General features: G+C 71.4%; 25 protein-coding genes. 13 read left to right on the top strand and 12 right to left on the bottom strand.

Going from position 1 to position 26,969, the window contains the following annotated elements; all coding sequences use genetic code 11:
- Nucleotides 1–208: 208 nt before the first annotated feature.
- Nucleotides 209–2,320 carry an excinuclease ABC subunit UvrB gene (gene uvrB / locus ACVCAG_RS01495; RefSeq protein WP_447189350.1) on the top strand — a complete coding sequence of 704 codons (2,112 nt, stop codon included), beginning with the start codon at nucleotides 209–211 and terminating at the stop codon, nucleotides 2,318–2,320.
- Nucleotides 2,321–2,483: 163 nt separating this feature from the next.
- Nucleotides 2,484–3,176, top strand: coding sequence for a hypothetical protein (locus ACVCAG_RS01490; RefSeq protein WP_447189349.1), 693 nt, complete (start codon nucleotides 2,484–2,486; stop codon nucleotides 3,174–3,176).
- A gap of 169 nt (nucleotides 3,177–3,345) precedes the next feature.
- On the opposite strand, the gene ACVCAG_RS01485 is transcribed toward ACVCAG_RS01490, so the two are convergent.
- The 3 genes from ACVCAG_RS01485 to ACVCAG_RS01475 form a co-directional block, all read right to left on the bottom strand.
- Nucleotides 3,346–3,960 carry a hypothetical protein gene (locus ACVCAG_RS01485; protein WP_440082099.1) on the bottom strand — a complete coding sequence of 205 codons (615 nt, stop codon included), beginning with the start codon at nucleotides 3,958–3,960 and terminating at the stop codon, nucleotides 3,346–3,348.
- Between the two features lie 205 nt (nucleotides 3,961–4,165).
- On the bottom strand, nucleotides 4,166–4,759 hold the full coding sequence (locus ACVCAG_RS01480; protein ID WP_440064903.1) for a DUF4126 domain-containing protein: 594 nt from the start codon (nucleotides 4,757–4,759) through the stop codon (nucleotides 4,166–4,168).
- A gap of 67 nt (nucleotides 4,760–4,826) precedes the next feature.
- Nucleotides 4,827–5,582 carry an acyltransferase gene (locus ACVCAG_RS01475; protein WP_447189348.1) on the bottom strand — a complete coding sequence of 252 codons (756 nt, stop codon included), beginning with the start codon at nucleotides 5,580–5,582 and terminating at the stop codon, nucleotides 4,827–4,829.
- A 156-nt stretch (nucleotides 5,583–5,738) separates the two neighbouring features.
- On the opposite strand from ACVCAG_RS01475, the gene ACVCAG_RS01470 reads away from it, so the two are divergent.
- The 11 genes from ACVCAG_RS01470 (at nucleotide 5,739) to der (ending at nucleotide 17,243) form a co-directional block, all read left to right on the top strand.
- Entirely contained in the window at nucleotides 5,739–7,409 is a 1,671-nt protein-coding gene (locus ACVCAG_RS01470; RefSeq protein ID WP_440082101.1) for a CTP synthase, read from the top strand.
- A 71-nt stretch (nucleotides 7,410–7,480) separates the two neighbouring features.
- On the top strand, nucleotides 7,481–8,083 hold the full coding sequence (locus ACVCAG_RS01465) for an NUDIX domain-containing protein (protein ID WP_440082185.1): 603 nt from the start codon (nucleotides 7,481–7,483) through the stop codon (nucleotides 8,081–8,083).
- 12 nt (nucleotides 8,084–8,095) lie between these two features.
- Nucleotides 8,096–9,022 carry a tyrosine recombinase gene (locus tag ACVCAG_RS01460; RefSeq protein WP_440082186.1) on the top strand — a complete coding sequence of 309 codons (927 nt, stop codon included), beginning with the start codon at nucleotides 8,096–8,098 and terminating at the stop codon, nucleotides 9,020–9,022.
- 99 nt (nucleotides 9,023–9,121) lie between these two features.
- A complete protein-coding gene (locus ACVCAG_RS01455) occupies nucleotides 9,122–10,069 on the top strand; it encodes a ParA family protein (protein WP_329093373.1) in 948 nt (315 codons plus the stop codon).
- A gap of 30 nt (nucleotides 10,070–10,099) precedes the next feature.
- Nucleotides 10,100–10,933 carry a segregation/condensation protein A gene (locus ACVCAG_RS01450; protein ID WP_440064898.1) on the top strand — a complete coding sequence of 278 codons (834 nt, stop codon included), beginning with the start codon at nucleotides 10,100–10,102 and terminating at the stop codon, nucleotides 10,931–10,933.
- Nucleotides 10,926–11,537, top strand: a complete 612-nt coding sequence (gene scpB / locus ACVCAG_RS01445) for an SMC-Scp complex subunit ScpB (protein WP_440082102.1) — start codon at nucleotides 10,926–10,928, stop codon at nucleotides 11,535–11,537. The genes ACVCAG_RS01450 and scpB overlap by 8 nt, the downstream gene beginning before the upstream one ends.
- Nucleotides 11,537–13,516: a pseudouridine synthase gene (locus ACVCAG_RS01440; protein ID WP_447189347.1), complete on the top strand. Its 1,980-nt coding sequence runs from the start codon at nucleotides 11,537–11,539 to the stop codon at nucleotides 13,514–13,516. Before scpB ends, ACVCAG_RS01440 begins: the two co-directional genes overlap by 1 nt.
- 77 nt (nucleotides 13,517–13,593) lie before the next feature.
- On the top strand, nucleotides 13,594–13,953 hold the full coding sequence (gene aroH / locus ACVCAG_RS01435; RefSeq protein ID WP_362676088.1) for a chorismate mutase: 360 nt from the start codon (nucleotides 13,594–13,596) through the stop codon (nucleotides 13,951–13,953).
- A gap of 7 nt (nucleotides 13,954–13,960) precedes the next feature.
- Nucleotides 13,961–15,070 (top strand): prephenate dehydrogenase, encoded by a 1,110-nt coding sequence (locus ACVCAG_RS01430; protein WP_440082104.1) that lies wholly within the window; start codon nucleotides 13,961–13,963, stop codon nucleotides 15,068–15,070.
- 92 nt (nucleotides 15,071–15,162) lie between these two features.
- Nucleotides 15,163–15,819: a (d)CMP kinase gene (gene cmk, locus ACVCAG_RS01425; protein ID WP_440082105.1), complete on the top strand. Its 657-nt coding sequence runs from the start codon at nucleotides 15,163–15,165 to the stop codon at nucleotides 15,817–15,819.
- A complete protein-coding gene (gene der / locus ACVCAG_RS01420) occupies nucleotides 15,816–17,243 on the top strand; it encodes a ribosome biogenesis GTPase Der (RefSeq protein WP_440082106.1) in 1,428 nt (475 codons plus the stop codon). The genes cmk and der overlap by 4 nt, the downstream gene beginning before the upstream one ends.
- Nucleotides 17,244–17,314: 71 nt before the next feature.
- On the opposite strand, the gene ACVCAG_RS01415 is transcribed toward der, so the two are convergent.
- The 9 genes from ACVCAG_RS01415 to ACVCAG_RS01375 all read right to left on the bottom strand — a co-directional run bounded on the left by ACVCAG_RS01415 (nucleotide 17,315) and on the right by ACVCAG_RS01375 (nucleotide 26,870).
- Nucleotides 17,315–18,865: an MFS transporter gene (locus ACVCAG_RS01415; protein ID WP_447189346.1), complete on the bottom strand. Its 1,551-nt coding sequence runs from the start codon at nucleotides 18,863–18,865 to the stop codon at nucleotides 17,315–17,317.
- Between the two features lie 2 nt (nucleotides 18,866–18,867).
- On the bottom strand, nucleotides 18,868–19,548 hold the full coding sequence (locus ACVCAG_RS01410) for an LppX_LprAFG lipoprotein (RefSeq protein ID WP_440082108.1): 681 nt from the start codon (nucleotides 19,546–19,548) through the stop codon (nucleotides 18,868–18,870).
- A 139-nt stretch (nucleotides 19,549–19,687) separates the two neighbouring features.
- Entirely contained in the window at nucleotides 19,688–20,152 is a 465-nt protein-coding gene (locus ACVCAG_RS01405) for a MarR family winged helix-turn-helix transcriptional regulator (RefSeq protein ID WP_362676068.1), read from the bottom strand.
- A 196-nt stretch (nucleotides 20,153–20,348) separates the two neighbouring features.
- Nucleotides 20,349–21,773, bottom strand: a complete 1,425-nt coding sequence (locus tag ACVCAG_RS01400; RefSeq protein ID WP_447189345.1) for an aminopeptidase P family protein — start codon at nucleotides 21,771–21,773, stop codon at nucleotides 20,349–20,351.
- Between the two features lie 102 nt (nucleotides 21,774–21,875).
- The gene (locus ACVCAG_RS01395; protein ID WP_440082110.1) at nucleotides 21,876–23,156 is read right to left on the bottom strand and encodes an ABC transporter substrate-binding protein; all 1,281 of its coding nucleotides are present in this window, start codon (nucleotides 23,154–23,156) and stop codon (nucleotides 21,876–21,878) included.
- Between the two features lie 4 nt (nucleotides 23,157–23,160).
- Nucleotides 23,161–24,321, bottom strand: coding sequence for a branched-chain amino acid ABC transporter permease (locus tag ACVCAG_RS01390; RefSeq protein ID WP_447189344.1), 1,161 nt, complete (start codon nucleotides 24,319–24,321; stop codon nucleotides 23,161–23,163).
- Nucleotides 24,314–25,204 carry an ABC transporter permease subunit gene (locus tag ACVCAG_RS01385; RefSeq protein WP_440082112.1) on the bottom strand — a complete coding sequence of 297 codons (891 nt, stop codon included), beginning with the start codon at nucleotides 25,202–25,204 and terminating at the stop codon, nucleotides 24,314–24,316. The genes ACVCAG_RS01390 and ACVCAG_RS01385 overlap by 8 nt, the downstream gene beginning before the upstream one ends.
- Nucleotides 25,201–26,040 (bottom strand): ATP-binding cassette domain-containing protein, encoded by an 840-nt coding sequence (locus ACVCAG_RS01380; RefSeq protein ID WP_440082113.1) that lies wholly within the window; start codon nucleotides 26,038–26,040, stop codon nucleotides 25,201–25,203. Before ACVCAG_RS01380 ends, ACVCAG_RS01385 begins: the two co-directional genes overlap by 4 nt.
- Nucleotides 26,037–26,870: an ABC transporter ATP-binding protein gene (locus ACVCAG_RS01375; RefSeq protein ID WP_447189343.1), complete on the bottom strand. Its 834-nt coding sequence runs from the start codon at nucleotides 26,868–26,870 to the stop codon at nucleotides 26,037–26,039. The genes ACVCAG_RS01380 and ACVCAG_RS01375 overlap by 4 nt, the downstream gene beginning before the upstream one ends.
- Nucleotides 26,871–26,969: the final 99 nt, after the last annotated feature.

Genomic DNA, 26,969 nt, shown 5'->3' with positions numbered 1-26,969 from the left:
GTACTGCGCGGCTTCTCTTGGCCGGGACATCACACCTCCGGGATGGTGATAGATCGATAGCCCGATATATCACGCTTTGTGATCATTGGCACGCAAGACAGTCAAGGGGATCCCGCTTGCGGATCGCTTGCCACGCGGTTGACGCCGGTCCACCCGTGCGCGGACCTATGAAGAAGGATTGTCGGTCACGCCGCCTACAGTGGGACAGGTGAGGCCGGTAACAGATTTGCAGCGCAGGGTGGCGCCCTTCGAAGTCGTCACCGACATGACCCCATCGGGCGACCAGCCCGCCGCGATCGCCGAGCTCGAACGGCGCGTCAAGGCCGGCGACAGGGACAACGTCCTGCTGGGCGCCACGGGCACGGGCAAGACCGCCACGGTCGCCTGGCTGATCGAGCGCCTCCAGCGGCCGACCCTGGTCATCCAGCCCAACAAGACGCTCGCCGCCCAGTTCGCCAACGAGCTGCGCGAGATGATGCCCAACAACGCGGTCGAATACTTCGTCTCCTACTACGACTACTACCAGCCCGAGGCGTACGTCCCGCAGAGCGACACCTACATCGAGAAGGACTCCTCGATCAACGAGGAGGTCGAGCGGCTGCGCCACTCGGCGACCAACTCGCTGCTGACCCGCCGCGACACGATCGTGGTGGCCTCCGTGTCGTGCATCTACGGCCTGGGCACCCCGCAGGAGTACGTCGACCGCATGGTCAGGCTCAAGGTCGGCCAGGAGATCGACCGCGACACCCTGCTGCGCCGCCTGGTCGACATGCAGTACACCCGCAACGACATGGCCTTCACCCGGGGCACCTTCCGGGTGCGCGGCGACACCGTCGAGATCATCCCCAAGTACGAAGAGCTCGCCGTGCGGATCGAGATGTTCGGCGACGAGATCGAGAAGCTCGCGACGATGCACCCGCTCACCGGCGAGGTGATCACCGAGGACGAGGAGCTCTACATCTTCCCCGCCTCCCACTACGTCGCGGGCGCCGAGCGGATGGAGAGCGCCGTCCGGGGCATCGAGGCCGAGCTGGCCGAGACCCTGGAGACCATGGAGCGCCAGGGCAAGCTCCTGGAGGCCCAGCGGCTGCGCATGCGCACCACCTACGACCTGGAGATGATGCGCCAGATCGGCACCTGCTCCGGCATCGAGAACTACTCGCGCCACATGGACGGCCGCACCCCGGGCAGCGCGCCCAACACCCTGCTCGACTACTTCCCCGAGGACTTCCTGCTGGTCCTGGACGAGTCCCACCAGACCGTCCCGCAGATCGGCGCGATGTACGAGGGGGACGCCTCCCGTAAGCGCACCCTCGTCGACCACGGCTTCCGCCTGCCCTCCGCGATGGACAACCGCCCGCTGAAGTGGGAGGAGTTCCTGGAGCGGATCGGTCAGACGATCTACCTGTCGGCCACCCCCGGCTCCTACGAGCTGGGCCGCTCCAAGGGCGACGTGGTCGAGCAGGTCATCCGGCCGACCGGCCTGATCGACCCCGAGGTGATCGTCAAGCCGACCAAGTCGCAGATCGACGACCTGGTCCACGAGATCCGCACCCGCACGGAGAAGGACGAGCGGGTCCTGGTCACCACGCTGACCAAGAAGATGTCCGAGGACCTCACCGACTACCTGCTGGAGCTCGGCATCCGGGTCCGCTACCTGCACAGCGAGGTCGACACCCTGCGCCGCATCGAGCTGCTGCGCGAGCTGCGGATGGGCGAGTTCGACGTGCTGGTCGGCATCAACCTGCTCCGCGAGGGTCTCGACCTGCCCGAGGTGTCGCTGGTGGCCATCCTCGACGCCGACAAGGAGGGCTTCCTGCGCTCGGAGACCTCCCTGATCCAGACCATCGGCCGCGCGGCCAGGAACGTCTCCGGCCAGGTGCACATGTACGCCGACCGGGTCACCCCCTCCATGGAGCGGGCGATCGACGAGACCAACCGCCGCCGGGCCAAGCAGATCGCCTACAACGAGGCCAACGGCATCGACCCGCAGCCGCTCCGCAAGAAGATCGCCGACATCCTCGACTCGCTCAACCGCGAGGACGCCGACACCGCCCAGCTCCTCGGCGGCAGCGGCCGCCAGCAGTCGCGCGGCAAGGCCCCCGTCCCCGGCTTCGCGATCAAGCAGGCGGGCCAGCACGCCAGGACGATCGCCGGAGAGATGCCCAGGGCACAGCTGGAGGCGCTGATGGAGTCGCTCACCGAGCAGATGCACCAGGCCGCCACCGATCTCCAGTTCGAGGTCGCCGCCCGGCTCCGCGACGAGATCAAGGAGCTCAAGCGGGAGGTACGCGACATGCGCGAGGCCGGGGTCTCCTGACCCGGCCGCCTTCCGGATGGTCCGATACGCCGCGGGCGCGACCGGTCGCCGAAGACGACGGGAGGACCGGGGGCCGCGCGGGGGAGCGAAGCGTCCGGGAGGCGCAGCCGGGCCGGGGGGAAACGGCTCGTCCGTCGCGGGCGCGGCCGGATACGGTCGTCGTATGCGACGGTGTGACGGCTGCGGCTGCTGGGAGTACGGCGGAGCGCCCGGCTGTGCCCGGTGCGCGGCGCTGGTCGACCGGATCGTCGAGGACGGCTGGCGGGGGTTCCTGCGAGAGCGGTTCGGCGCGGCCGGGCCGTCCGCCGGACATGGCGGGGCAGGGCCGTCCGCCGGGTCCGGTGCGGCAGGACCGTCCGCCGGGTCCGGCGGGGTGGGACTCTCCGCCGAGGAGGAGTCGGCGATCGCCGAGATGGTCGCCGACGAGCCCGACCGGCACGACTGGCGGGTCGTCGACGGCGCCCTCGACCGGCTGGTCTGCCCCGGCTGCGGGATCCGGCTGGGCAGGGGTCCTCTGGGCTGCCCGCCCTGCGACCTCGCCGACGGCTTCCGCTACTCGGCCGTCGAGACCGACCGCCCGGGCGTCCCGCCCGGCAACGAGCACGCGATCAGGGTCGGCGTCTCGGTGATCCGCGCCGGGCACCGGCAGTCGCCGAGCGCCCTGCTCGGCTGGCGCCTCGGCCTGCCCGCCCTGCTCGACGGTTTCCTGCCCACCACCGCCCAAGCCCAGGCCATGCGCGCCCGCATCAACGCCGGAGCCGGCTACGACGATCTCGCCGGGATGTGGGACTCGTCGAACGCCTCCGGCGCGGAGGCCCCCGGCCCCGGCCGCCGGGAGGATGTCAGGAACCGATGAATTCACCGAGATCGAGATCGATGTCGACCTCGAAGCCCACATCCGCCTCACCGTGTGCGGCTCGCGGGTCGTTCGGGACGCGACGACCACGAGAGGTCGCCGGCGGGTTTCGCCGGTGAGCCGGCCCGGCGGCCGTCCCCCCGCGGCGGGAGCCGCCGTGAGGGGACGGTCAGCGGGAGTCGTCGGGGTGGGTGCGGTTGATCATCGTGCGGTTGTACAGCTCGTCGATCTGGTCCAGCGGGTCGGGGGCGCGGCGGCGTGCCTCGATCTCCAGGTCGGTGCGCCCCTGGATCTCCTCGATGCTCCCGGCCGAGTGCGCCATCTGGTCGTTGCGCAGGTCGGCCCTGATCCTGGCGCAGGACGTGGTCAGCTTGGCGTGGTGTTCGCGCAGGCGGCCCAGCGCCGTGTGGTCGATGTAGGGCGAGACCCGGCGCTCCTGGGCGTAGTGGGCGAGCTGGGCGTCGAGCTGGTCGGCGTGCACCGAGATCTCCGCCACGAGGTGGGGCAGGTCGCCCAGACCCCAGCCGTCGCGCAGCGCGTGGTCCACGGCCTGGCGGGTCAGGGAGACCTCGCGCCGCAGGTCGATGCGCATCCGCTCGGTCTCCGCGGCGTCGCCGGTGCCCATCGCCGCCACGTGGGTCGCGACCCTGGTGGAGACGGCTCTGGCCTTCTTCGTGGCCTTCCTGCCGACCTTGACCAGAAGGTAGATCCCGACTCCTCCCAGGAGGAGGAAGAAGAACATGATCACCAGCAGGACGATGAGGAAATCGCCGATCGGAGCCACCTCCCGACAGGGGCTGGACAGGGTGTTTCGAGCATAGCCCGCGCCGCGGTCCCCGCGCGGGCGTCAGGCCTCGCGGGGTCGGCCGGTGCGGAGAGGGATGCCGCGCCCCCGGCGGGGTGCGCGGCACCGGTCATGACGGGCACCGCGGTGTGGTTCGCGACAGGGACCACACCGGGGCCTGTGACGGTGTCGCGCGGGTGCGGTCTCATCGCAGGCTCGGGGCGGCCTCTCGCCGCCGTCGCCGTATCCTGCGGGTCGCCCACCAGGCGAACAGCGCCAGCCCCGCCACCACCACGACGACCAGGACCGGCAGGAAGATCGCCACCAGGCTGATGCCCAGTGCCCCGGCGTCCTCGACCGTGCTGACCACGGGCGCTCCCACCCCGGCCGTGGTGGCGTTGACCACGGGCCTGGTGGTCGCCTTCATGGTGTGCACGGCGAGGGCGATCGCGATGCCCAGCACCCAGCTGAGCCAGGGGTTGTGGGCCATCCAGGTCGAGCCGTCCAGCCGGGCGGCGGCCTCGGTGGCGCTGAAGACCACGCCTCCGGAGGCGGGGCGGACGACGGTCTGGATCATGTCGTTGACGCTGTCGACCACCGGGACCTTGTCGAGCACGAACTCCGCCAGGAGCAGCACGCCGATGATCCCGAGCACCCAGCCGTTGGACAGCCAGGCGAACTCCTGCGGCAGCCGTACGTGGTCGGTGAAGTTGGCGAGCAGGCCGACCACCAGCAGCGGGATGTAGGCGTTGAGCCCGGCCGCGGTGGAGAGTCCAAGGCCTGTCAGTGCCGCGAGCATCGCACCTCCGTAGTGTCTCTCTCCTCCTTCAACGGTTCCCGGCCGTCGATCGATCCCGATCCGTCCCCTATCGCGATATCACTCCGGTCTCGGTGTCCACAGTGTCCCTGGCGTCCCTGGCGTCCCTGGCGTCCCTGGCGTCCCTGGCGTCCCTGGCGTCCCTGGCGTTCCCGGCCTCCGCGACCTCCAGGTGGGGTGGCAGCCACCCCTGGCCCGGTACGTAGTGGCGCACCACCTTGGCGGGGATGCCCGCGATCACGCTGTGGTCGGGGAACTCCCCGCGCACCACCGCCCCGCCCGCCACCACGCACTGCCTGCCGATCCGGGTGCCCGGCAGGATGATCGCGCCGGTGCCCAGCCACGAGCCCGACCCGATCGACACCGGGTTGTTGCGCGGCCACTGGCGGCCGATCGGCGCCTCGGGGTCGTCGTAGACGTGGTTCTGGTCGGTGATGTAGACGTACGGGCCGGTGAAGACGTCGTCGCCGATGTCGATCGACTGGTGGCCCACGATGTGACTGCCCCTGCCGATGGAGCAGCCCCCGCCGATCCGCACGATCGAGTCCGGGCCCAGGTCCACCCCGGGGCCCATGCCCGTGGAGATGGAGACCCGCTCGCCGATCAGGGTGTGGTCGCCGATCTCGATCCAGGCCTCGCCGAAGACGGCTCCGAGCGGGAACGACAGGCAGGTGCCCTCGCCGAGGCGCCGGAAGCGGTATCCGGCGGGGCTGGCGGGGGTGACGGCGCCGGCCGTGCGGACCGCCTCCCAGATCCGGTGGACGAGGCTGCCCAGGGCACGCCGTACCGCACCATGAAGTGACATAACGGATCAAATTACCGCTTGGTTGTGTTTGAGGAGAATGTGGGTGGGGGGTTGTCCGGGCACTTCGCCTGCACCGTTTGATATTCTGAGAGCCCGTGGACCTGTAGGCCATTCATCAGGGTGCGCCGACGATCTGTAACGACCACGGGAGCCTTCTTGCGCAGCGCCGCACACACCAAGCATCTGTTCGTCACCGGCGGCGTCGCCTCCAGTCTTGGGAAGGGACTGACGGCCTCCAGCCTCGGGCGCCTCCTCAAGCTGCGCGGCCTGCGGGTCACCATGCAGAAACTCGACCCCTATCTCAACGTCGACCCCGGCACGATGAACCCGTTCCAGCACGGTGAGGTGTTCGTCACCGACGACGGCGCCGAGACCGACCTCGACGTCGGCCACTACGAGCGGTTCCTCGACACCGAGCTGCACGGCTCGGCCAACGTGACCACCGGCCAGGTCTACTCCAACGTCATCGCCAAGGAGCGCCGCGGCGAGTATCTCGGTGACACCGTGCAGGTCATCCCGCACATCACCAACGAGATCAAGGACCGCATCCGGTCGATGGCCGGACCCGACGTGGACGTGGTCATCACCGAGGTCGGCGGCACCGTGGGCGACATCGAGTCGCTGCCCTTCCTGGAGGCCGTCCGCCAGGTCCGCCACGAGGTCGGGCGCGACAACGTGTTCTTCCTGCACGTCTCGCTGCTGCCGTACATCGGGCCGAGCGGTGAGCTGAAGACCAAGCCGACCCAGCACTCGGTCGCCGCGCTGCGCAGCATCGGCATCCAGCCCGACGCGATCGTCCTGCGCTCCGACCGCCCGGTCACGAACGCGCTCAAGCGCAAGATCAGCCTGATGTGCGACGTGGACGAGGACGCGGTCGTCTCCGCCATCGACGCCGCCAGCATCTACGACATCCCCAAGGTCCTGCACTCCGAGGGCCTGGACGCCTACGTGGTGCGCCGCCTGGGCCTGCCCTTCAGGGACGTCGACTGGAAGGAGTGGGAGCAGCTCCTGCGCCGGGTGCACCGCCCGGCCAACGAGGTCACGATCGCGCTCGTCGGCAAGTACATCGACCTGCCCGACGCCTACCTGTCGGTGACCGAGGCGCTGCGCGCGGGCGGCTTCGCCAACGACGCCCGCGTCAACATCCGCTGGGTCAAGAGCGACGACTGCGAGACTCCCGAGGGCGCGGCCCGCGAGCTCGACGGCGTCGACGGGGTCCTGGTCCCCGGCGGCTTCGGCGTGCGCGGCATCGAGGGCAAGGTCGGCGCGATCCGTCACGTCAGGGAGAACAAGATCCCGCTGCTCGGCATCTGCCTGGGCATGCAGTGCATGGTCATCGACGCCGCCCGCAACCTCGCGGGCATCGAGGACGCCGGCAGCACCGAGTTCGACGCCGAGACCACCCACCCGGTCATCTCCACCATGGCCGACCAGGAGGACGTCGTCTCCGGCGAGCGCGACATGGGCGGCACCATGAGGCTGGGCCTCTACCCGGCCAGGCTCGGCGAGGGCACGCTCGCCCGCCAGCTGTACGGCATGGCGAAGGTGGACGAGCGCCACCGCCACCGCTACGAGGTCAACAACTCCTACCGCGAGCAGCTGGAGAAGGTCGGCATGGTCTTCTCCGGCCTCTCGCCCGACGGCCGCCTGGTGGAGTACGCCGAGCTGCCCGCCGACGTCCACCCCTTCTTCATCGGCACCCAGGCGCACCCCGAGTTCCGCTCCCGGCCGACCCGGGCGCATCCGCTGTTCAAGGGCCTGATCGGCGCCTCCCTGACGTACGCCGACATCCGCGGCACCGCCGCCAAGGCGGGGCGGGGAAAGTGAGCGGCTCGCGAGCGGAGGCGGGCACGGGGGAAACCCAGGAGGGCCAGGACGGCCGGGACGGCCAGGACGTCGTGGACGTTCCCGAGGAGTGGAAGGTCGCCTCCTCCACCGAGCACTTCCGCGCCCGCGTCATCGCCGGGGTCACCGACGCGGTCGTGATGCCGGACGGCGAGGTCGTCGACCGCGACTACGTGACCCACCCGGGCTCCGTGGCCGTCGTCGCCCTCGACGAGCGGGGGCGGATCCTGCTGATCCGCCAGTACCGTCACCCGGCACGGCGGCTGCTGTGGGAGCTGCCCGCGGGGCTGCGCGACGTCGAGGGCGAGGCCCTGCAGGCCGGGGCGGCCCGCGAGCTCGCCGAGGAGGCGGGCTACCGGGCGGGCACCTGGCACACCCTGATCGACGCCTTCACCTCGCCCGGGATGAGCGACGAGCGCACCCGCATCTTCCTCGCCAGGGACGTCAGTCCCATCCCGGAGGGGGAGCTGGACTTCGTCCACCGGCACGAGGAGGCCGACATGCCGGCGGTCTGGATTCCCCTGTCCGACGCGGTTCGGCGTGCCATGGCGGGAATGATCCACAATTCCCAAGCCGTGGCCGGTATTCTCGCCGCATACGCCGCTTCGGCGGACGGATTCGCCTCACTGCGGCCCGCCGACGCACCGGAGGCATGACAGGAGGACACCCTGAGCGAGACGGAGGCCGTCCTGTCCAGTTACCTCGCCCACCTGGCCGTGGAGCGGGGCCTGGCCGCCAACACCCTGGCCTCCTACCGCCGTGACCTCCTGCGGTACGTGGAGCATCTCAAGCAGCGCGGCCGCGTCACCTTCGGCGAGGTCGCCGAGGGTGACGTCACCGCCTTCGTGGCGGCGCTCAGGGAGGGCGACGGGGGACACCAGGCCCTCGTCGCCGCCTCGGCGGCGCGGGCCGTCTCCGCGGTGCGCGGCCTGCACCGCTTCGCGCTGAGCCAGGGCGTCTGCCGCCACGACCCGGCCCACGAGGTGCGCTCGCCGCGCCAGCTCAGGCGGCTTCCCAAGGCGATCAGCGTCCGCGACGTGGAGCGGCTGATCGCCGCCTCGGGGCCCGACGGAGCCCCGCTCACGCTGCGTAACCGGGCGCTGCTCGAGCTGCTGTACGGCACCGGGGCGCGCATCTCCGAGGCCGTGGGGCTCACCGTCGACGACGTCGACCTGGGGGCCGAGGCCCAGCGGGTGCGCCTGCGCGGCAAGGGCGGACGGACCCGACTGGTGCCCCTGGGGGGTTTCGCGGGGGAGGCGCTGCGCGCCTACCTCACCCGCGCGCGCCCGCGCATCGCCTCACACGGCCGGGGCACCTCGGGACTCTTCCTCAACGCCAGGGGCGGGCGGCTCACCCGCCAGGGCGCCTGGGAGGTCCTCCAGGCCGCCGCCGAGCGTGGCGGGCTCGAAGGAGTGTCGCCACATATGTTGCGACATTCGTTCGCAACCCACCTCCTTGACGGGGGTGTGGACGTTAGGGTGGTTCAGGAACTACTCGGCCACGCCTCGGTGACCACCACCCAGGTGTACACACAGGTCACGGTCGACAAACTCCGCGAGGTCTATGCCGTCGCGCATCCGCGCACGCGGGATTGACCTTGCTTATGTCCGGGCGTGCCGCCTTGCCGCATACGTGTTGACGCCATAGTGTCCGTCCGGACGGTCCGGTTAGAGGCCGTCAGGGAGGTTCGACTGGTGACTGTGACCACCGACGGTTCTATCCGGGGAACGACCCCGGCAAACCCCGAGAATCCCTGGGGCGACACCAAGACCGCCGGGACCCCTCGCAGCGGGGGAGTCCTCGGCCCGACCGGGCGTCCCCGGCCGGTCTTTCCCGACCCGCCCCCCCGTACGGTGCACGGGCCGGCGAGGGTCGTCGCCATGGTCAACCAGAAGGGTGGCGTCGGCAAGACGACGACCACCATCAACCTGGGCGCCGCGCTGGCGGAGGCCGGGCTCAAGGTCCTGCTGGTCGACTTCGACCCGCAGGGCGCCCTCTCGGTCGGCCTCGGGATCAATCCCCTCCAGCTCGACCTGACGGTCTACAACCTCCTCATGGAGCGGCAGATCACCGCCAGGGACGTGCTGCTGGAGACCGGTGTCGAGGGCATGGACCTGCTGCCCAGCAACATCGACCTTTCGGCCGCGGAGGTCCAGCTCGTCACGGAGGTCGCCCGCGAGCAGGTGCTCGGCCGGGTCATCAAGCCCCTCCTGCCCGAGTACGACGTGTGCCTGATCGACTGCCAGCCCTCCCTGGGACTGCTCACGATCAACGCGCTGGCCTGCGCGCACGGAGTCATGGTGCCGCTGGAGTGCGAGTTCTTCGCGCTGCGCGGTGTCGCGCTGCTCATGGACACCATCATCAAGGTCCAGGAGCGCATCAACGACGAGCTGGTCATCGAGGGCCTGCTCGCCACCATGTACGACGCGCGCACCCTGCACGGCCGCGAGGTGCTGGCCCGGGTGGTCGAGGCCTTCGACGAGAAGGTCTACCACACGGTGATCAACCGGACGGTTCGCTTCCCCGACGCCACTGTGGCCGGTGAGCCCATCACCAGCTTCGACTCGTCGTCGCTCGGCGCCAGCGCGTACCGCGAGCTCGCCAGGGAAGTCCTGGCCAGGTGGGCCGCGCTGGAGCGGTGATCCCGCCCCCGGGTGCGGGACAATGGCGGGATGACCGAGCAGCCGAAGACCGACGATGACACCTTCAAGGTGCATCTGGAGGTCTTCGAGGGTCCCTTCGACCTCCTGCTCGGTCTGATCTCCAAGCACAAGCTGGACATCACCGAGGTCTCGCTCAGCCAGGTGACCGACGAGTTCATCTCCTACATCCGGGCCAGGGGCCCGGAGTGGGACCTGGACCAGACGAGCCACTTCCTGCTCGTCGCGGCGACCCTGCTCGATCTCAAGGCCGCCAGGCTGCTGCCCTCGGGCGAGGTCGACGACGAGGAGGATCTGGCCCTCCTGGAGGCCCGTGACCTGCTGTTCGCCCGCCTCCTGCAGTACCGGGCCTACAAGGAGGTCGTCAAGGTCTTCTCCAGCCGGATGGCCGAGGAGGCGCTGCGCTTCCCCCGTACCGTGCCGATGGAGGCCGAGTTCGCGAGCCTGCTGCCCGAGCTGATCCTCGGCATCGGCCCCGACCGCCTCGCGGAGATCGCTCAGCGGGCCTTCGCCCCCAAGGTGCCCCCGTCGGTCTCGACGGCCCACATCTACCAACCGCTCGCCAATGTCCGCGAGCAGGCGGTTATCCTTGTCGAGCGGCTGCGGCGGATGCGCCGGGCGACTTTCCGGGCCCTCACCTCCGACTGCGCCGGAACCTTCGAGGTCGTGGCGCGTTTCCTGGCCGTCCTGGAGCTCTACCGGGAGGCGGCCGTGTCCTTCGAGCAGGTGGAGCCTCTCGGAGAACTGCACGTGACCTGGACCGGCAGCGACGACGGCGACGTCGCCGTGGCCGACGACTACGACGAGACCCCGAACAGCCCGAAGAGAGAGCCCGCCGATGACTGACCTGGCACCCGAGCCCGGTTCGCGTACCGAGGTCGGCCCGTCCGCCGAGCCGGGCCCGCGCGCCGAGCCGGACCTGCGCGCCGGGCTGGAGGCCATCCTGCTGGTGGTCGACGAGCCCGTCGCCGAGGTGACGCTCGCCCAGGTTCTGGAACGGCCCGTCCACGAGATCGGGCGGGCGATCCGCGAGCTCTCGGCGGAATACACCGCCTCCGGACGGGGTTTCGACCTGAGAGAGGTAGCGGGCGGCTGGCGGTTCTACACGCGGGCCGAGTGCGCGCCACTCGTGGAGCGGTTCGTCCGCGACGGCCAGCAGACGCGCCTGACCCAGGCCGCTCTAGAGACCCTGGCCGTGGTCGCCTACCGGCAGCCGGTGAGCCGGGCCCGGGTGGCGGCCATCCGCGGTGTCAACAGTGACGGCGTCATGCGCACACTGATGACGAGGGGGCTGGTCGAAGAGGCCGGCACCGAACCGGAGAGCCAAGCCGTGCTCTACCGGACGAGTTCGTATTTTCTCGAGCGGATGGGCCTGCGGGAGCTCGACGAGCTTCCCGAACTGGCACCCTTCCTGCCCGACGACATGGAATCCCTAGAGGAGCAGAAGTAGTGAACAACAGGCGCAGTACCCCGTCCGGTGATGGACGCGGTCAAGGCCGTGGCGGAGCCCCGCGCGGTGGCAATCCCCGTGGGGGCTCGCAGTCCGGCGGATTCCGCGGCGGCTCCTCCCGGGGCGGGTCCTCCTCCGGGGGGTCCCGCGGTGGCTCCCAGGGCGGTTTCCGCTCCGACGGCCCGCGTCGCGACGATCGCGGGGGTTCGTCGTCCGGTGGTTTCCGTTCCGACGGTCCGCGTCGTGATGATCGCGGTGGGTTCCGGGCGGAGCGGGACGGTTCGCGCGGCCAGTACGGCGGTGGCAGGCCCTCGGGCGGTTCCCAGGGGGGTTCGCAGGGCGGTTACCGTTCCGACGGCCCGCGCCGTGACGATCGCGGTGGTTTCCGCTCCGACGGCCCGCGTCGCGATGACCGCGGGGGTTCGTCGTCCGGTGGTTTCCGTTCCGACGGCCCGCGTCGCGACGATCGCGGGGGTTCGTCGTCCGGTGGTTTCCGTTCCGACGGTCCGCGTCGTGATGATCGCGGTGGGTTCCGGGCGGAGCGGGACGGTTCGCGCGGCCAGTACGGCGGTGGCAGGCCCTCGGGCGGTTCCCAGGGGGGTTCACAGGGCGGTTTCCGTTCCGACGGCCCGCGCCGTGACGACCGCGGGGGTTCGTCGTTCGGTGGTTCGCGGGGTGGTTTCCGTTCTGACGGTCCGCGTCGCGACGACCGCGATGGTTTCCGTTCGGACGGCCCGCGTCGCGACGATCGCGATGGCTTCCGTGCCGATGGTCCGCGTCGTGATGATCGCGGTGGGTTCCGGGCGGAGCGGGACGGTTCGCGCGGCCAGTACGGCGGTGGCAGGCCCTCGGGCGGTTCCCAGGGGGGTTCACAGGGCGGTTTCCGCTCCGACGGCCCGCGCCGTGACGACCGCGGCGGCTTCCGCGCCGACCGTGACGGCTCGCGCGGCAGGCCCGGCTCCGACCGCGGCCGCGGCGACGCGCCCGCCGGTGGCTCCCGTGGCCGCTTCGGCAGGACCGGGCGCCGGGACGACGTCCAGACCATCGGTGGCGGCAGCGCCGGGGCGTACGGCGAGCGCCGGCCCCCCGCGGACCGCTCCGGCGACCGATCTGCCGGCCGGGCTCCCGCGGCGAAGGCGCCGCTCAGGCCGGGCACGATCGCGAACGACCGGTTCAAGACCGCTCGCCAGCCCAAGCGCGACTCCGACTTCTACGACCGCGACTACGTCGACGAGCGCGACACCACCGAGGTTCCCGACGGCATCCGGCTGCAGAAGGTCCTCGCCCAGGCGGGCGTCGCCAGCCGCCGGGCCTGCGAGGACATGATCGGTGAGGGCCGGGTGACGGTCGACGGCCAGGTGGTCCGCCGCTTCGGCGCCCGGGTCGACCCCGCCAAGCAGGTCATCCACGTCGACGGCAAGCGCCTGCCGACCATGCCCGACCTGGTCTACCTCGCGATCAACAAGCCGATCGGCGTCGTCAGCACCATGTCCGACCCGGACGGCCGCCCCTCGCTGGCCGACTTCGTGGCCGACCGCACCGAGCGGCTGTTCCACGTGGGACGCCTCGACACCGAGACCGAGGGCCTGATCCTGCTCACCAACGACGGCGAGCTGGCCAACAGGCTCACCCATCCGAGCTACGGCGTCCAGAAGAAGTACTGGGCGAAGGTTCCGGGCCGGATCGAGCGCGACCTCGGCCGCCGCCTGAAGAAGGGCGTCGAGCTGGAGGACGGCCTCGCCAAGGCCGACTCCTTCGCCCTGGTCCAGGAGCACGGCCAGCAGGCGCTGATCGAGATCGTGCTGCACGAGGGCCGCAAGCACATCGTCCGCCGCATGCTGGAGGAGGTCGGGCACCCGGTCATCGACCTGGCCCGCATCGAGTTCGGCCCGGTCAAGCTCGGCCGCCTCAAGCCGGGCACCGTGCGTGCGCTGACCCTCACGGAAGTCGGGGAACTCTACGCCGCAGTCGGGTTGTAGCCTTCCCTGAACGCGTGTTAGGACGCGCCGGATCATCCTCGGGGGTGGTCCGGCGCGGAGGGACTGGAGGAACGACGATGGTGCGGGCGATCCGCGGTGCGATCCAGGTCGAGTCCAACGACCGGGACGACATCCTGTCCGGGGTCACCGAACTGGTCGCGGAGGTGATGGGGCGCAACAGGCTCACCACCGACGACGTGATCAGCGTGATCTTCACGGCCACGCCCGATCTCACCGCCGAGTTTCCCGCCCTGGCCGCCCGCAAGCTCGGCTTCCACGACGTTCCGCTGATCTGCGCCTCCGAGATCGACGTTCCCGGCGCGCTGCCCCGCGTGGTGCGGCTGATGGCCCACGTCGAGGTCGACCGGCCCCGCCAGGACATCCAGCACGTCTACCTGCGTGGCGCGGTCGCCCTTCGCGTGGACATCGCCCAGTGAGCCCCTTATGCGGCACCACCTCCAGGGAGCGCGCGTGAGCGGCCTCGGAAGCGTCCTGGTCGTCGGCACGGGACTGATCGGCACCTCGATCGCGCTGGCCCTGCGCGAGCAGGGCGTGGCCGTCCACCTGGCCGACCGCGACGCGGGATCCCTGCGGCTGGCGCGGGAGCTGGGCGCCGGCGTCGAGTGGGCCGAGGGCGTGACGGTGGACGTCGCGATCATCGCGGTCCCGCCGCAGGCGGTCGCGGAGCGGCTCGCCGCCCTCCAGAAGGCCGGTGCGGCCCGTTTCTACACCGACGTGGCCAGTGTCAAGGCGCTCCCGCTCAGGGAGGCCGCGAGCCTCGGCTGCGACCTGACGACCTACGTCGCCGGGCACCCGCTCGCCGGACGCGAGCGCTCCGGGCCCGCCGCGGCGCGGGCCGACCTGTTCCTCGGGCGCCCGTGGGCGCTGTGCCCGACCGAGGACACCTCGCCCGACGCCGTGGAGGCCCTGTACGGGCTCGTCAAGCTCTGCGGCGGCGAGGCGGTCAGGATCGGCGCCGAGGAGCACGACAGGGCCGTGGCGGTCGTCTCACACGCCCCCCACGTGACCGCCTCCGCGGTGGCCGCCCGTCTCGCGGAGGCGCCGGCCGCCGCGCTCGGCCTGGCCGGGCCGGGGGTACGCGACGTCACCCGCATCGCGGCGAGCGACCCGAGGCTCTGGACCGGGATCCTGTCGGGCAACGCGCTGCCGGTGGCCGAGGTGCTGGAGGCGGTGGCGGCCGACCTGGCCGCCGCGGCGGCCTCGCTCCGTACCTCGGCCGGCTCCGGCGATCCCGACGCCATGGCCCGCGTCACCGAACTGCTGCACCGGGGCGTCGCGGGTACGGGCCGGATCCCCGGCAAGCACGGCGGTCCCGCGCGTACCTACGCGGCCGTCCAGGTCATCGTCGGCGACCGGCCCGGCGAGCTGGCCCGGCTGTTCCAGGCGGCCGAGGAGGCGGGCGTCAACATCGAGGACGTCCGGCTCGAGCACGCCCCCGGCCTGCCGCTGGGCGCCGCCGAGCTCTGGGTGCAGCCGGAGGCGGTGACGGCGCTGGCCGAGGCCCTGCGGGAGAACGGCTGGCACCTGCCGTGACCCCGTCCGCCTTCTCGCTCGATGCGCGGTTCCTTCCCGGCTCCCGGTAGCCTCGTACGGACAACTGAAGCGGGCTGCAAGGGAGAGGCGTCGTGACCGGACTGGTCGTCGCCATGGACGGTCCTTCGGGATCGGGTAAGTCGAGCGCGTCACGAGGGGTGGCGCGAGCCTTGGGGCTGCGTTACCTCGATACCGGCGCGATGTACCGGGCGATCACCTGGTGGATGCTCCAGCGGGGCGTCGACCTCGCCGATCCCGAGGCGATCGCCGCCAGGGCGCTCGACCCGGTCCTCACACTGGGCACCGACCCGGACCTCGCGGTGGTGGCGGTCGACGGCGTCGACGCCGTCGCGCCGATCCGCACCGCCGAGGTCACCGCGGCCGTCTCGGCGGTCAGCGCGGTGCCCGAGGTACGCCACCGCCTGGTGGCCGAGCAGCGTGAGATCATCGGTTCGGGCGGCATCGTCGTCGAGGGCCGGGACATCGGCACGGTGGTGGCGCCCGGCGCCGCGGTCAAGATCTACCTGACCGCGAGCGCGGACGCCAGGGCACTGCGCCGCACGGCGGAGCTCACCGGCACCACGGTGGCGGCGCAGCGGGCCGCGATGGCCCGCCGCGACACCCTCGACTCGACCAGGAAGGCAGACCCGCTGGCGAAGGCGGCCGACGCCGTCGAGCTCGACACCACGGCGCTGAACCTCGAAGAGGTCATCGCCGAAATACTGCGTGTGATTAAGGAAAAGGCGTGACCGGGGTATACGACGACGAAAACGGCTGGATCGACGCGGAGCTCGCCGATTCAGGGACCGACGACAGCTCGCAGCGGGATGTGGGGCCCGACACGGCCCCGCAGCCGGTAGTGGCCGTGGTGGGCCGCCCCAACGTGGGCAAGTCCACCCTGGTCAACCGGATCATCGGCCGCCGGGAGGCGGTCGTGGAGGACGTGCCGGGGGTGACCCGCGACCGGGTCACGTACGACGCCACCTGGCGGGGACGCCGGTTCACGGTGGTCGACACCGGAGGCTGGGACCCCGACGCGACCGGCATGGCGCTGAAGATCGCCGAGCAGGCCCAGGTCGCGGCCGAGCTGGCCGACGTGATCCTGTTCGTGGTCGACGCCGTCGTGGGCGTGACCGACGCGGACGAGATCGTCGGCCACGTGCTGCGCGGGTCCGGCAAGCCGGTCATCCTCGCCGCCAACAAGGTCGACAACCAGCAGATGGAGCTGGAGGCCGCCGGGCTATGGGCCCTCGGCCTGGGCGAGCCGCAGCCGGTCTCGGCCCTGCACGGACGCTCCAGCGGCGACCTGCTGGACGTGATCCTCGACAAGCTGCCGGAGACGCCCGAGCAGCGTTTCGGCCCCGAGCGCGGCCCGCGCAGGGTCGCCCTGGTCGGCAAGCCCAACGTGGGCAAGTCCTCGCTGCTGAACAAGCTGGCGGGCTCCGAGCGCGTGCTCGTCGACCCGATGGCGGGCACCACCCGCGACCCGGTGGACGAGCTGGTCGAGCTCGGTGGCAAGACCTGGCGCTTCGTCGACACCGCCGGGATCAGGCGGCGTGACCGCGAGCTCAAGGGCGCCGACTTCTACGCGAGCATGCGCACCCGGGGAGCCCTGGAGCGCTCGGAGATCGCGGTGGTGCTCATCGACGCCAGCGACGTGCTGACCGAGCAGGACCTGCGGATCATCTCCCTGGTGATCGAGTCCGGCCGGTGCATGGTCGTGGCGTTCAACAAGTGGGACCTGCTCGACGAGGACCGCCGTTACTACCTGGAGAAGGAGATCGACCGTCAGCTCGTCCGCGTGCCGTGGGCGTTGCGGGTCAACATCTCCGCGAAGAACGGCTGGCACGTCGACCGGCTCGTCCCCGCGATCGAGAAGGCGCTCGACTCCTGGTCCACCCGGGTGCCCACCGCCCGGCTCAACGCCTTCCTGACCGACCTGGTCGCGGCCACCCCGCCGCCGGTCCGCAGCGGCAAGCAGCCCAAGATCCTCTTCGCCACGCAGGCGTCGACGGAGCCGCCGAAGTTCGTGCTGTTCACCTCGGGCTTCCTGGAGGAGACCTACCGCCGCTTCATCGAGCGCCGGATCCGCGAGGAGTTCGGCTTCGCCGGGTCGCCCATCGAGGTCACCATGAAGATCCGCGAGAAGCGCCAGGGGCAGAAGAAGAAGTAGAGGCGGGGGTCCCGCCCCGGACAGGGCTCCGGTCCGGGGCGGGACCGTCCCGGGTTCCGGCCCACGCCGGGTCAGGCCCCGTCCACCCGCCCGGACCCGCGTGGCAGCAGCAGCGCGACCAGCACGCCCACCCCGCACAGGGCGGAGGTGATCAGGAAGATCTCGCTGTACTCGGTGTGCAGCGCCTCCTTCACCCTGCTCTGGTACTCGGCGAGCCGCCCGGCGTACACGACGGGGTCCACGCCGAAGGGCAGCGGCGTGTCCAGGTCGGCGGTGAGCGACTGGAAGCGGTGGAAGCCCCACGCCGACAGCCCGGCGACGCCGAGCAGCATGCCCATCATCCGGGCCACGACCACCGCCGCCGAGGCCACCCCGTGCTGGGCGGCGGGTACGGCCCGCAGCACCGCCGAGGAGACCGGGGCGATCACCAGGCCGAGCCCCAGGCCGGCGACGATCAGGTCGGCGTCCATGCGGTATCCGGCTGAGGCCAGGTCCAGGGGCCACTGGCCGATGCGGACGTATCCGGCGGCGGCCACCGCGAGCCCGATCACCGTCACCGCGCGCTCGCCGTAGCGGCGGGCCATGAGGCCGCCTGCCAGCGCGGCCACGGAGAGCGCGACGAGGAAGCGCGACAGCACCAGGGCGCCGTCCAGGCTGTCCAGGCCCAGCAGCGTCTGCGCCGACAGCTGCACGTCGACCAGGGTCACCAGCAGCGCGGCGCCGGTCAGGAAGCTCACCCCGAGCGTGGCGAGGAACGGGCCGCGCGACACCCCCGTCATGTCGATCAGCCTGGTCCTGGAGCGCCACTCCCACGCGACGAACGCGGCGCTGGACACGACCCCGGCGACGATCACGGGCATGCCCCACGGGGGAAGGACCGACCCGCTGGGATCGGGGTTGTAGAGACCGGCCACGAGCAGGCCGAGCGCGAGCGCGAGCAGCAGCCCGCCGACCACGTCGACGCGCTTGGCCGCCCCGCGGGCCCGGTCGCGGGCGGGCGGCGGCACCGACCGCTGCACGGCGACCGCCGCCAGGGCCACCAGCGGGACGTTCAGCCAGAAGATCGACCGCCAGCCGCCGAGCTGCACGCCGCCGATCTGGAGGGTGGACGGGACCAGGGTGGCGAGGGCCGCGCCGTACAGGGGGCCCAGCACGCTGCCGAGCTCCTGGGCCGACCCCACCGCGCCGAGCGCCACCGGGCGCTCGTCCTCGTCCCACAGGTCCCCGATCAGGGCCATGGTGATGGGCAGCAGCGCGCCGCCCGCGACGCCCTGCACGGCCCGTCCCGCGACCAGCCAGGGCACCGTGTCGCCCAGCGCGGTGACGACCGAGCCCACGGCGAAGCCCGCCAGGCACAGGTGGATGAGCGGGCGCCTGCCGTAGCGGTCGGAGAGCTGGCCGAGCAGCGGCATGGCCGCGATGTAGCCGAGCAGGAAACCGGTGACGATCGGGGTGGCCCGCTCCAGGTGGTTCAGGGGGACGTCGACGTCCCTGGCGATGTCGACGAGGACGGTGACCACGACGTACGCGTCCAGGGCCGCCAGCAGCACCGCCGTGCCGCCGACGCCGAGGGCGGTCCGCCGCCGGGCCGTGAGGGCGCCCTCCGGGGCGGCGCGGGTCACCGTCACTCCGCCGGAGCGGTGACCTGGACCGGCACGTCGTAGTCACTGAAGGCCACGATCACCTTGCCGCCGGTCAGTGGCAGCTCCGCCTTCAGCAGCCGGCTGGTGGCCTTGTCGATCCAGAGCACGGCGTCGACGCTCTGCGTGAGACCGGGCACCATCGTGGCGAGCACCTGCTGGGAGAGCGTCGCCGAGACCCGGTAGGCGTCGACGCCGTCCAGCTTCTCCGCCGCCTGGGTCTTCGCGTCCAGCGCGTTGGCCAGCAGCTGTACGACGCCCTTGTCCGGGTTGAGGATGGCGGAGGGGTCGTAGATCGCCGCCAGCTGGCTCCGCGACATCCGCTGGAAGCCGCCGGTCACGCCCTTGAAGTGGACGGTCTCTCCGATCAGTACGAAATTGATCTCCTGGAGACTGCCCATCACGTCGATCTGGAGGGTGCCGTCCGCGTCGCCGGTCCCGCTGAGACGGCCGGAGGCCTTCTTGACCGGTACGGGGGGCGTGCCCTCCGTCTCCATCGAGAAGGCGGCTGACTTCACGGCGCGCGTCACGTCCGCGGACTTCCTGAGCAGGTCGGCCCCGTCGGGAAGGGCCGTTGTGCCGTCGGAGGCACCACCGCCGCTGCACGCGGTGACCAGGAAGGACGCGGCGATCACCGCGGTGATGAGGATCCGGCGAGCAGACATGGGCGGATCGTAACGACACTCCGGTCTACTAAGGAGTAACGACCGGTATCGGTTTCGCGTCAGCGGACGCCTTCGCGGGTTTCACCGCCCGGTTTCGCGCCGGCGGACGCCTTCGCCGGTTTCGCCGCCCGGTCTCGGGTCAGCGGATGCCTTTGAGGTGGTCCACCACCGGTGCGTACGCCGCTTCCAGCTCGATCAGCTGGTCGTCGGTGAGCAGGTCGATGAAATGCCGTCGCACGCCGGCCACGTGGTGCGGCGCGACCTTCTGGATGGTGGCCCAGCCGTGTTCGGTGAGGACGGCGAAGGTGCCGCGCCGGTCGTCGGCGCAGGTCTCCCTGGCGACCAGGCCGGCGGCCTCCATCCGGGAGATCTGGTGGGACAGGCGGCTGCGGGACTGGATCGTGGCGTCCGCCAGGTCGCTCATCCGCATGCGGTGACCGGGGGTCTCCGACAGGTTCACCAGGATCTCGTAGTCGTTGACCGAGAGCCCGAAGGGCTGGAGCTCACGGTCGAGGCGGTGGTCGAGGAGCTTGTGCACGGCGAGGTGGGCGCGCCATGCCCGTTGCTCGATCGAGGACAGCCAGCGGGGCTCCTGCTCGCTCACCGGTCGCTCACCACTCTCGTTCGCCGCGTGTGTGGTCGCGACTCCGGCGGATCCGTCCCCCGGCCGACCACCCCGCCCGCCGGGCGGGGCTTGCTTCAGGGTCATAGATCAGAACTTACCTCAGAAGGTGCCGATAGCTCGTGGTAGGCGATGTGGCAACGTGACGGAACCCGCGTGTCTCCCCACCCCCGGACGCTCATCCCGCGAGGCCTGAGCTCTCCATCCACCTCTCCACCTCGTCGGGGTGGCGGGGCAGCCCGGCCGACATGAGACGGGCGCCGTCGGCGGTGACGACGAGGTCGTCCTCGATGCGCACCCCGATGCCGCGCAGTTCCGGCGGCAGCGTCAGGTCGTCCGGCTGCAGGTAGAGGCCGGGCTCGACGGTCAGCACCTGCCCCTCCTCCAGCACGCCGTCCAGGTAGACCTCCGAGCGGGCCCTGGCGCAGTCGTGCACGTCCATGCCGAGCATGTGGCCGCTGCTGCACAGCGTGTAGCGGCGGTACAGGCCGCTCTCGGGCTCCATCGCCTCGTCCGCGCCGATCTTCAGCACGCCCCAGTCGTGCAGTCCCTCCGCGATGACGCGCATCGCCGCGCGGTGGAAGTCGCGGAAGCGCGCACCGGGGCGCAGGGTGGCGATCGCCGCCTCCTGGGCCTCGTACACCAGCTCGTAGACCTGGCGCTGGACCGGGCTGAAGCGCCCGGACACCGGCAGGGTTCTGGTGATGTCGGCGGTGTAGAGGTGGTCGGTCTCCACACCAGCGTCGAGGAGCAACAGCTCGTTCCCGTCCAGCCGCCCGTCGTTGCGGATCCAGTGCAGCACGCACGCGTTGGCGCCGGAGGCCACGATGCTGTCGTAGCCGACCGCGTTGCCCTCCAGGCGGGCACGGAGGCCGAAGACCCCCTCCAGGTAACGCTCGCCGCGCCGGTGCCCCAGGGCGGCGGGCAGGGCCCGCGCCACGTCCTCGAACCCGCGCGTGGTCGCGGCGACCGAGAACTGCAGCTCGGCGATCTCCCACTCGTCCTTGATCAGCCGCATCTCGGAGAGGAACGTCTCCAGTTCCTCGTCGCCGCCGCCGGGCGAGACCCGCCCGTCCACGGACGCGTCCACCCCGCGCAGCACCCGCGCGGGCCCGGCGAGCGCGTCGTCCAGCCTGTCGATCGGCGCGCAGGCGATCTGGTGGATGGCCTCCGCCTCGGCCAGGTCGGGGCGGCGGCCCACCCAGAACTCGCCGTAGCGGCGGTCGCGGTAGAACTCCTGCCCGGCCTGGCCCGGCGCCGATCTCGGCGAGCGGGGGCGCAGGAACAGCGTGGCCTCCCCGGAGGGCTCGACGACGAGCACGTCATCGGGCTCCTGGTCACCGGTGAGGTAGGCGAACGCGCTGTGCGCCCGGAACCGGTAGTCGCTGTCGTTGCTGCGGGCCTTGAGCGTGCCGGACGGGATCACCAGCCGCTCGCCGGGAAAGCGGGCGGCGAGCGCGGCGCGCCGCTTGGCGGTGTAGGCGGCCTGCGGAAGCGGCGCGAGGTCGTCGCGGTGCGTGTCGGCCCAGCCGGTGTTCATGAACGCGGCGAGGGCGTCGGAGACCGGCAGGTCGTGGCTGCCGGTGTTGAGCTTCTGGGTCATCGTGTCCCCGGGCGCGGATGTCTTCTGGATGCCCCCACGTTAGTCCCGGAGCGGTGCGGCCCGCACCCCCGGCAGGTACGGAGCCGCACCGCGGATCACGGGTCAGCCCACCGGGACCTGGTACTCCTTGGCCAGGTCGGAGGTCGCGGCCTCCTTGAAGACGACCGCGCCGCCGAGGGCGGCCTTGTCCGGCTTGGCCACGTACGACAGCAGCGAGGCGGGCTTGTCGAACGTGGTGAAGTCCATGACCGTGCCGAACTCCGCACCCCAGGACGACTGGCCGCGGTGCGCGGTGACCACCGCGGCCCGGGTCAGGTCCTTGCCCTCGCAGGCCTTCTTGAGCGCGTCGACGACGATCGCCGCCGCCGAGTAGCCCGAGGGGACGCCGCTGTCGATGGCCGTGTCCGGGTACTTCGCCGCGTAGTCGGCGGCCAGCTTCTTCATGGCGGGCATGTCGGAGCTGATCGGCGTGCCCGCGGTCATGTAGTAGAAGTCCTTCAGCAGCGCGGGCCCGGCCGGGGTGGGCAGCAGCTGCGGGGAGTAGGCCGAGTTGCTGCCGACGAACGGCACGTCCATGCCCTTGGCGAGCGAGACGCCGACGAGCGAGGCGGTCTGCTTGGGGCCGACGGAGACCAGGACGGCCTTGACGCCCTCCGCCTTGAACGCGGCCACCTGGGCGCTCATGTCCTGGTCGGTGGCCTTGATCTTCTGCTCCACGAGCGTGAGGCCGAGCTTCTCCGACGCGTACTTGGAGCCGTTCAGCGCGCTCTCGCCGTAGTCGCCCTCGAAGTACAGGTGACCGATCTTGTCCCCGGACTTGATGCCCTTCTCCTTCGTCAGGAAGTCCACCCCGTTGATCATGTCGATGTCGTAGGTCGTCCCGGTGACCTGGATGGACTTGCTGCCGAGCAGCCCGGTCGCCCAGGCCTGCGGGATGGTGAGCACCTGGTCGGTCTCGATGCGCTGCTTGAGCGCGTTGACCATGGGCGAGCCGACGAAGTGGGCGATCGCCACCACCTTCGGGGCGATCTCGGTGTAGGCCGCGACCGCCTTCTGCGCGTCGTAGCCGTGGTCGCGCACCAGCGCCTCCAGCTGCCGCCCGCACACGCCCCCGGCCGCGTTCGTCTGCTCGAAGTACAGCTGCTGCGCCTGGGTCAGGCTCTTGCCGAACGACGCGTAGGGGCCGGTGAGGTCGGTCATCAGGCCGATCGTGATCTTGTCGGCGGTGACGCCGGGGCCCGTCTTCACGCCGTCCCCCCCGACGGCGGAGGGGGCGGCGCCTCCGCTGCCCCCGGTGGCCTTCTCGCTGGCGCACGCGGTGACGGCCAGGGCCAGGGCGGCGAGTGCCGCGATGCGTCGGACCGGGGTTCTTGGGATTCCCATGTCATCAGTTCCTTGGGTCGGGGGAGGGAGAGGGAGAGGGGGACAGCGGGGTCTTCGTCGTCGCGGGAGTCGCGGGAGTGGTGGCGGCCGGGGGATCGGAGGCGGGGATGAGCCGCCGGTCGACGGCCAGGCGCAGGCGCCCGGCGAGGCCGAGCAGCCCGCCGGGCAGGAAGAGGACGATGACGACGACGGCGGCGCCGTACAGGATGCGGGCCGCCTCGGCGGGCGACACCCCGCCCGAGCCCGGCTCGGCCACCAGCGGCAGGGCGTCGCTGTAGCGGCTGAGCAACTGGGGGAGCATCGAGATGAAGATCGCGCCGATCACCGCGCCGGCGACGGAGCCGAGCCCGCCGATGATGATCATCGCGAGGTAGTCGAGGGAGAGCAGCAGGCCGAAGTAGTCGGGCACGGTGCGCTGGAAGACCAGCGCGATCAGGACCCCGGCCAGGCCGCCGTACATCGACGACAGCACGAACACCCCGGCGCGGTAGCGGGCCACCGGCACGCCCATCACCCCGGCCGCGATCTCGTGGTCGCGGATGGTGTTCATGGCCCGCCCGGGACGGCCGCGCAGCACCCCGCGGGCGAACAGCGCCGCGCCGGTCAGCAGGACCAGCCCCAGGAACCAGAGCCGCTCCAGCGACCCGAACGGCACCTGCGCCACCACCAGCTCGGGGGTGTCGGCGAACGCGAACCCGAACAGCTCCATCGGCGGCACCGTCCGCCCGTTGTACCCGCCCGTCACGGGTTCGGCGTTGAACAGCACGTGCTGGCCGACGAAGATCAGCGCGAGGGTGGCGATACCGAGGTAGGCGCCTTTCAGGCGACCCGCGATGGGGCTGAACACCCCGCCCGCGACACCCGCCGTGAGCACCGCGAGCAGCGCCGCGACGGGCGTGGGCAGGCCCAGGCCGCCGAGGGCGTGCGCGCCGCCCTCCGGTTCGGAGCCGAAGTAGACGTAGGCGTACGCGCCGACCGCGAGGAAGAACGCGTGGCCCATGGACAGCTGGCCGGTGGCGCCGGTCAGCAGGTTGATGCCGATCGCCCCGATCGCCGCCGACATCGCGAAGAGCCCGGCCTGCAGCCAGAAGCCCTCCAGGTAGAACGGTACGGCGACCGCCACCGCGACCAGCGCGACGCAGGAGAGGATGACCTTCTTAGACACGTGCCAGCTCCCTCGTCCCGAACAGCCCCGCGGGGCGGATGAGCAGGACAACGATCATCACGAGGAACGGGGCGACGTCGCCGATGCCCCGGCCGAGGAAGGCCAGGTCGTTCTGGTAGCCGCTCATCATGGCCTCGGTGATGCCGATGATCAGCCCTCCGGCCAGCGCCCCCGTGGTGGAGTCGAGGCCGCCGAGGATCGCCGCCGGGAACGCCTTCATCGCCGCGAACGTGGTGCTGCGGTCCAGCCCCGGGGTGGGGAAGACGCACAGGAAGAGCGCGGCCACGGCGGCGAGCGCCCCGGCGACCGCCCAGGCCCCCATCGAGACCCGCCCGCGCCGCACGCCCATCAGCGCGGCGGTCTCCGCGTCCTCCGCGGTGGCGCGCATGGCGATGCCCCAGTTCGTGTACTTGAACGCCAGCAGGAACGCGGCGATCAGGGCCGCCGCGACGGCGAACGCGACCACCCGGGTCTGGGCGACGCTGACGGCTCCCAGATGCAGCACCCGGTCGTGCCACGGATCGCCCAGGGCGAGCACGTCGGTGCCGATCTGCCTGGTCAGCTCGGTCGTCAGCACGATGTCGACGCCGATCGTCACGATCGCCAGCACGCTGTGCGAGGTGACGTTCGCCCTGCGGATGATCAGGAACTCGATCAGGGCGCCCACGACGGCCGCCCCGGCGACGCCCAGCAGCAGGGCGGTCCAGAAGCCGACCGACGGGTGCGTCTTGGCCACGATGAAGCCGCCGACCAGCAGCAGCGAGGCGTGCGCGAAGTTCACCACCTCGGTCGCCTTGAAGATGATGACGAAGCCCAGGGCGATCAGCGCGTACACGGCCCCGACGGAGATCCCGTTCACCAGGAGCTCGAGAAAAGTGATCACGAAGCGACCTCCTCGTCCTTGGCCGGTGTGCTCTCCGCCGCCGCGCCCAGGTAGGCGCGGACCACCTCGGGGTCGTTCTGCACCTCGCGGGGGGACCCGTCCGCGATGCGCCTGCCGAAGTCCAGGACCGTCACCGCGTCGGCGAGCCGCATGACGATCCCCATGTCGTGCTCGACCAGCAGGATGGAGATGCCGAGGCTCTCCCGCACCGCGACGATCAGCTCGGCCATGTCGCGGCGCTCACCGCCGTTCATGCCGGCGACCGGCTCGTCCAGCAGCAGCAGCCGGGGCTCCATGCACAGGGCCCGCGCCAGCTCCACGCGCTTCTGCACGCCGTACGGCAGCAGCCCGACAGGCGTGGCCAGCCGTTCGGAGAGCCCGACGAACGCGGCGATCTCGGTCACCCGCTCGCCGTGCGCGGCCGCCTCGCGCCGGGCCGACGGCAGCCGCAGCCCGGCCGAGACGAACCCGGCGCGGGTCAGCCGGTGGCGGCCGAGCATCAGGTTGTCCCGCACCGACAGGCGCGGCGACAGGGCGATGTTCTGGAAGGTGCGCGCCACCCCCAGGGCGGCGATGCGGTGCGGGGCCAGGGAGGTCAGTTCCGCGTCGCCGAACCGCACGCTGCCCGAGGTGGCCCGGTAGACGCCCGACAGGACGTTGAAGCAGGTCGACTTGCCCGCTCCGTTGGGCCCGATCACCGCGTGGACGCTGCCGGGCTCGACGCTGAAGCCGACGGCGTCCAGCGCGGTGAGCCCGGCGAAGCGCACGGTCACGTCACGCACGTCGAGCCGGGGAATGGAAGTATCCGTACCGTCCGGTTGGTATGTGTCACTCACGCGGACCACCTCGTCAGTGCCGGGCGGGCGGCCGCCGCCTTCCCCGCGGATCCCGGGACGGCCGGAACCGGGTCCTCGATGCCCAGGTAGCGGCGGCGCACCTCGTCGCTCGCGGCGAGCTCGGCGGCCGGTCCCGACAGCACCACCTCGCCGACCTCCAGCACGTAGGCGTGCGAGGCCAGGGACAGGGCCATCGCGGCGTTCTGCTCCACCAGGAGCACCGTGGTGCCCCCGGTGTTGATCTCGCGGATGGTGTCGGCGATCCTGGCGGCCATCATCGGAGCGAGACCGAGGGTGGGCTCGTCCAGCAGCAGCATCCTCGGCCTGGCCATCAGCGCGCGGCCGATGGCGAGCATCTGCTGCTCGCCGCCGGACAGCAGGCCCGCGCGCTGCCCGGCGCGCTCGGCGAGCACGGGGAAGAGCGCGAGCACACTCTCCCTCGCCTCGGCCGCCGACCGCCGGTCGGGCGAGCCGAGGGCGCCGGCCCGCAGGTTCTCCTCCACCGTCATCCGCGCGAAGACCCTGCGCCCCTCGGGCACCTGGACGACGCCTCTCGCCACCACGGCCGAGGTGGCGGCACCGGACAGCCGCGTACCGCCGAACCCGACCTCGCCCGCGGTGATCCCGCCCCGGTGGAACCTGAGAGTGCCCGACACGGCGCGCAGCAGGGTCGACTTCCCCGCGCCGTTACCGCCGAGCACCGCGACGACCGAACCGCGCGGGACGTCCAGCGAGACACCCCGCAGGGCCAGGACCGGGCCGTAACTCACCGCCAGATCCCTGACGACCAGCCCGGAATCTCCGGGCGGGCGAGGGTCGTGCACGTCCATGTGTGCCTCCTGACAGCCGATGAACGCACCCAACCGAGGCGCTTCACCGGCGTCCAGAGGGCAGGGTGAAGTCGGGGCGGGCGCCCATGCGGGACGGGT

The sequence above is a fragment of the Streptosporangium sp. G12 genome (assembly GCF_052983175.1).
This window is presented reverse-complemented; position numbering and strand designations above follow the sequence as displayed.

What these genes read in the sequence shown, in the direction of transcription:
- ACVCAG_RS01490 (WP_447189349.1), top strand. Translation starts at nt 2,484, where the DNA reads ATGCGACGGTGTGACGGCTGCGGCTGCTGGGAGTACGGCGGAGCGCCC.
- ACVCAG_RS01480 (WP_440064903.1), bottom strand. Translation starts at nt 4,759, where the DNA reads ATGCTCGCGGCACTGACAGGCCTTGGACTCTCCACCGCGGCCGGGCTC.
- ACVCAG_RS01475 (WP_447189348.1), bottom strand. Translation starts at nt 5,582, where the DNA reads ATGTCACTTCATGGTGCGGTACGGCGTGCCCTGGGCAGCCTCGTCCAC.
- ACVCAG_RS01450 (WP_440064898.1), top strand. Translation starts at nt 10,100, where the DNA reads ATGACCGAGCAGCCGAAGACCGACGATGACACCTTCAAGGTGCATCTG.
- scpB (WP_440082102.1), top strand. Translation starts at nt 10,926, where the DNA reads ATGACTGACCTGGCACCCGAGCCCGGTTCGCGTACCGAGGTCGGCCCG.
- aroH (WP_362676088.1), top strand. Translation starts at nt 13,594, where the DNA reads ATGGTGCGGGCGATCCGCGGTGCGATCCAGGTCGAGTCCAACGACCGG.
- ACVCAG_RS01430 (WP_440082104.1), top strand. Translation starts at nt 13,961, where the DNA reads ATGCGGCACCACCTCCAGGGAGCGCGCGTGAGCGGCCTCGGAAGCGTC.
- ACVCAG_RS01410 (WP_440082108.1), bottom strand. Translation starts at nt 19,548, where the DNA reads ATGTCTGCTCGCCGGATCCTCATCACCGCGGTGATCGCCGCGTCCTTC.
- ACVCAG_RS01400 (WP_447189345.1), bottom strand. Translation starts at nt 21,773, where the DNA reads ATGACCCAGAAGCTCAACACCGGCAGCCACGACCTGCCGGTCTCCGAC.
- ACVCAG_RS01395 (WP_440082110.1), bottom strand. Translation starts at nt 23,156, where the DNA reads ATGGGAATCCCAAGAACCCCGGTCCGACGCATCGCGGCACTCGCCGCC.
- ACVCAG_RS01375 (WP_447189343.1), bottom strand. Translation starts at nt 26,870, where the DNA reads ATGGACGTGCACGACCCTCGCCCGCCCGGAGATTCCGGGCTGGTCGTC.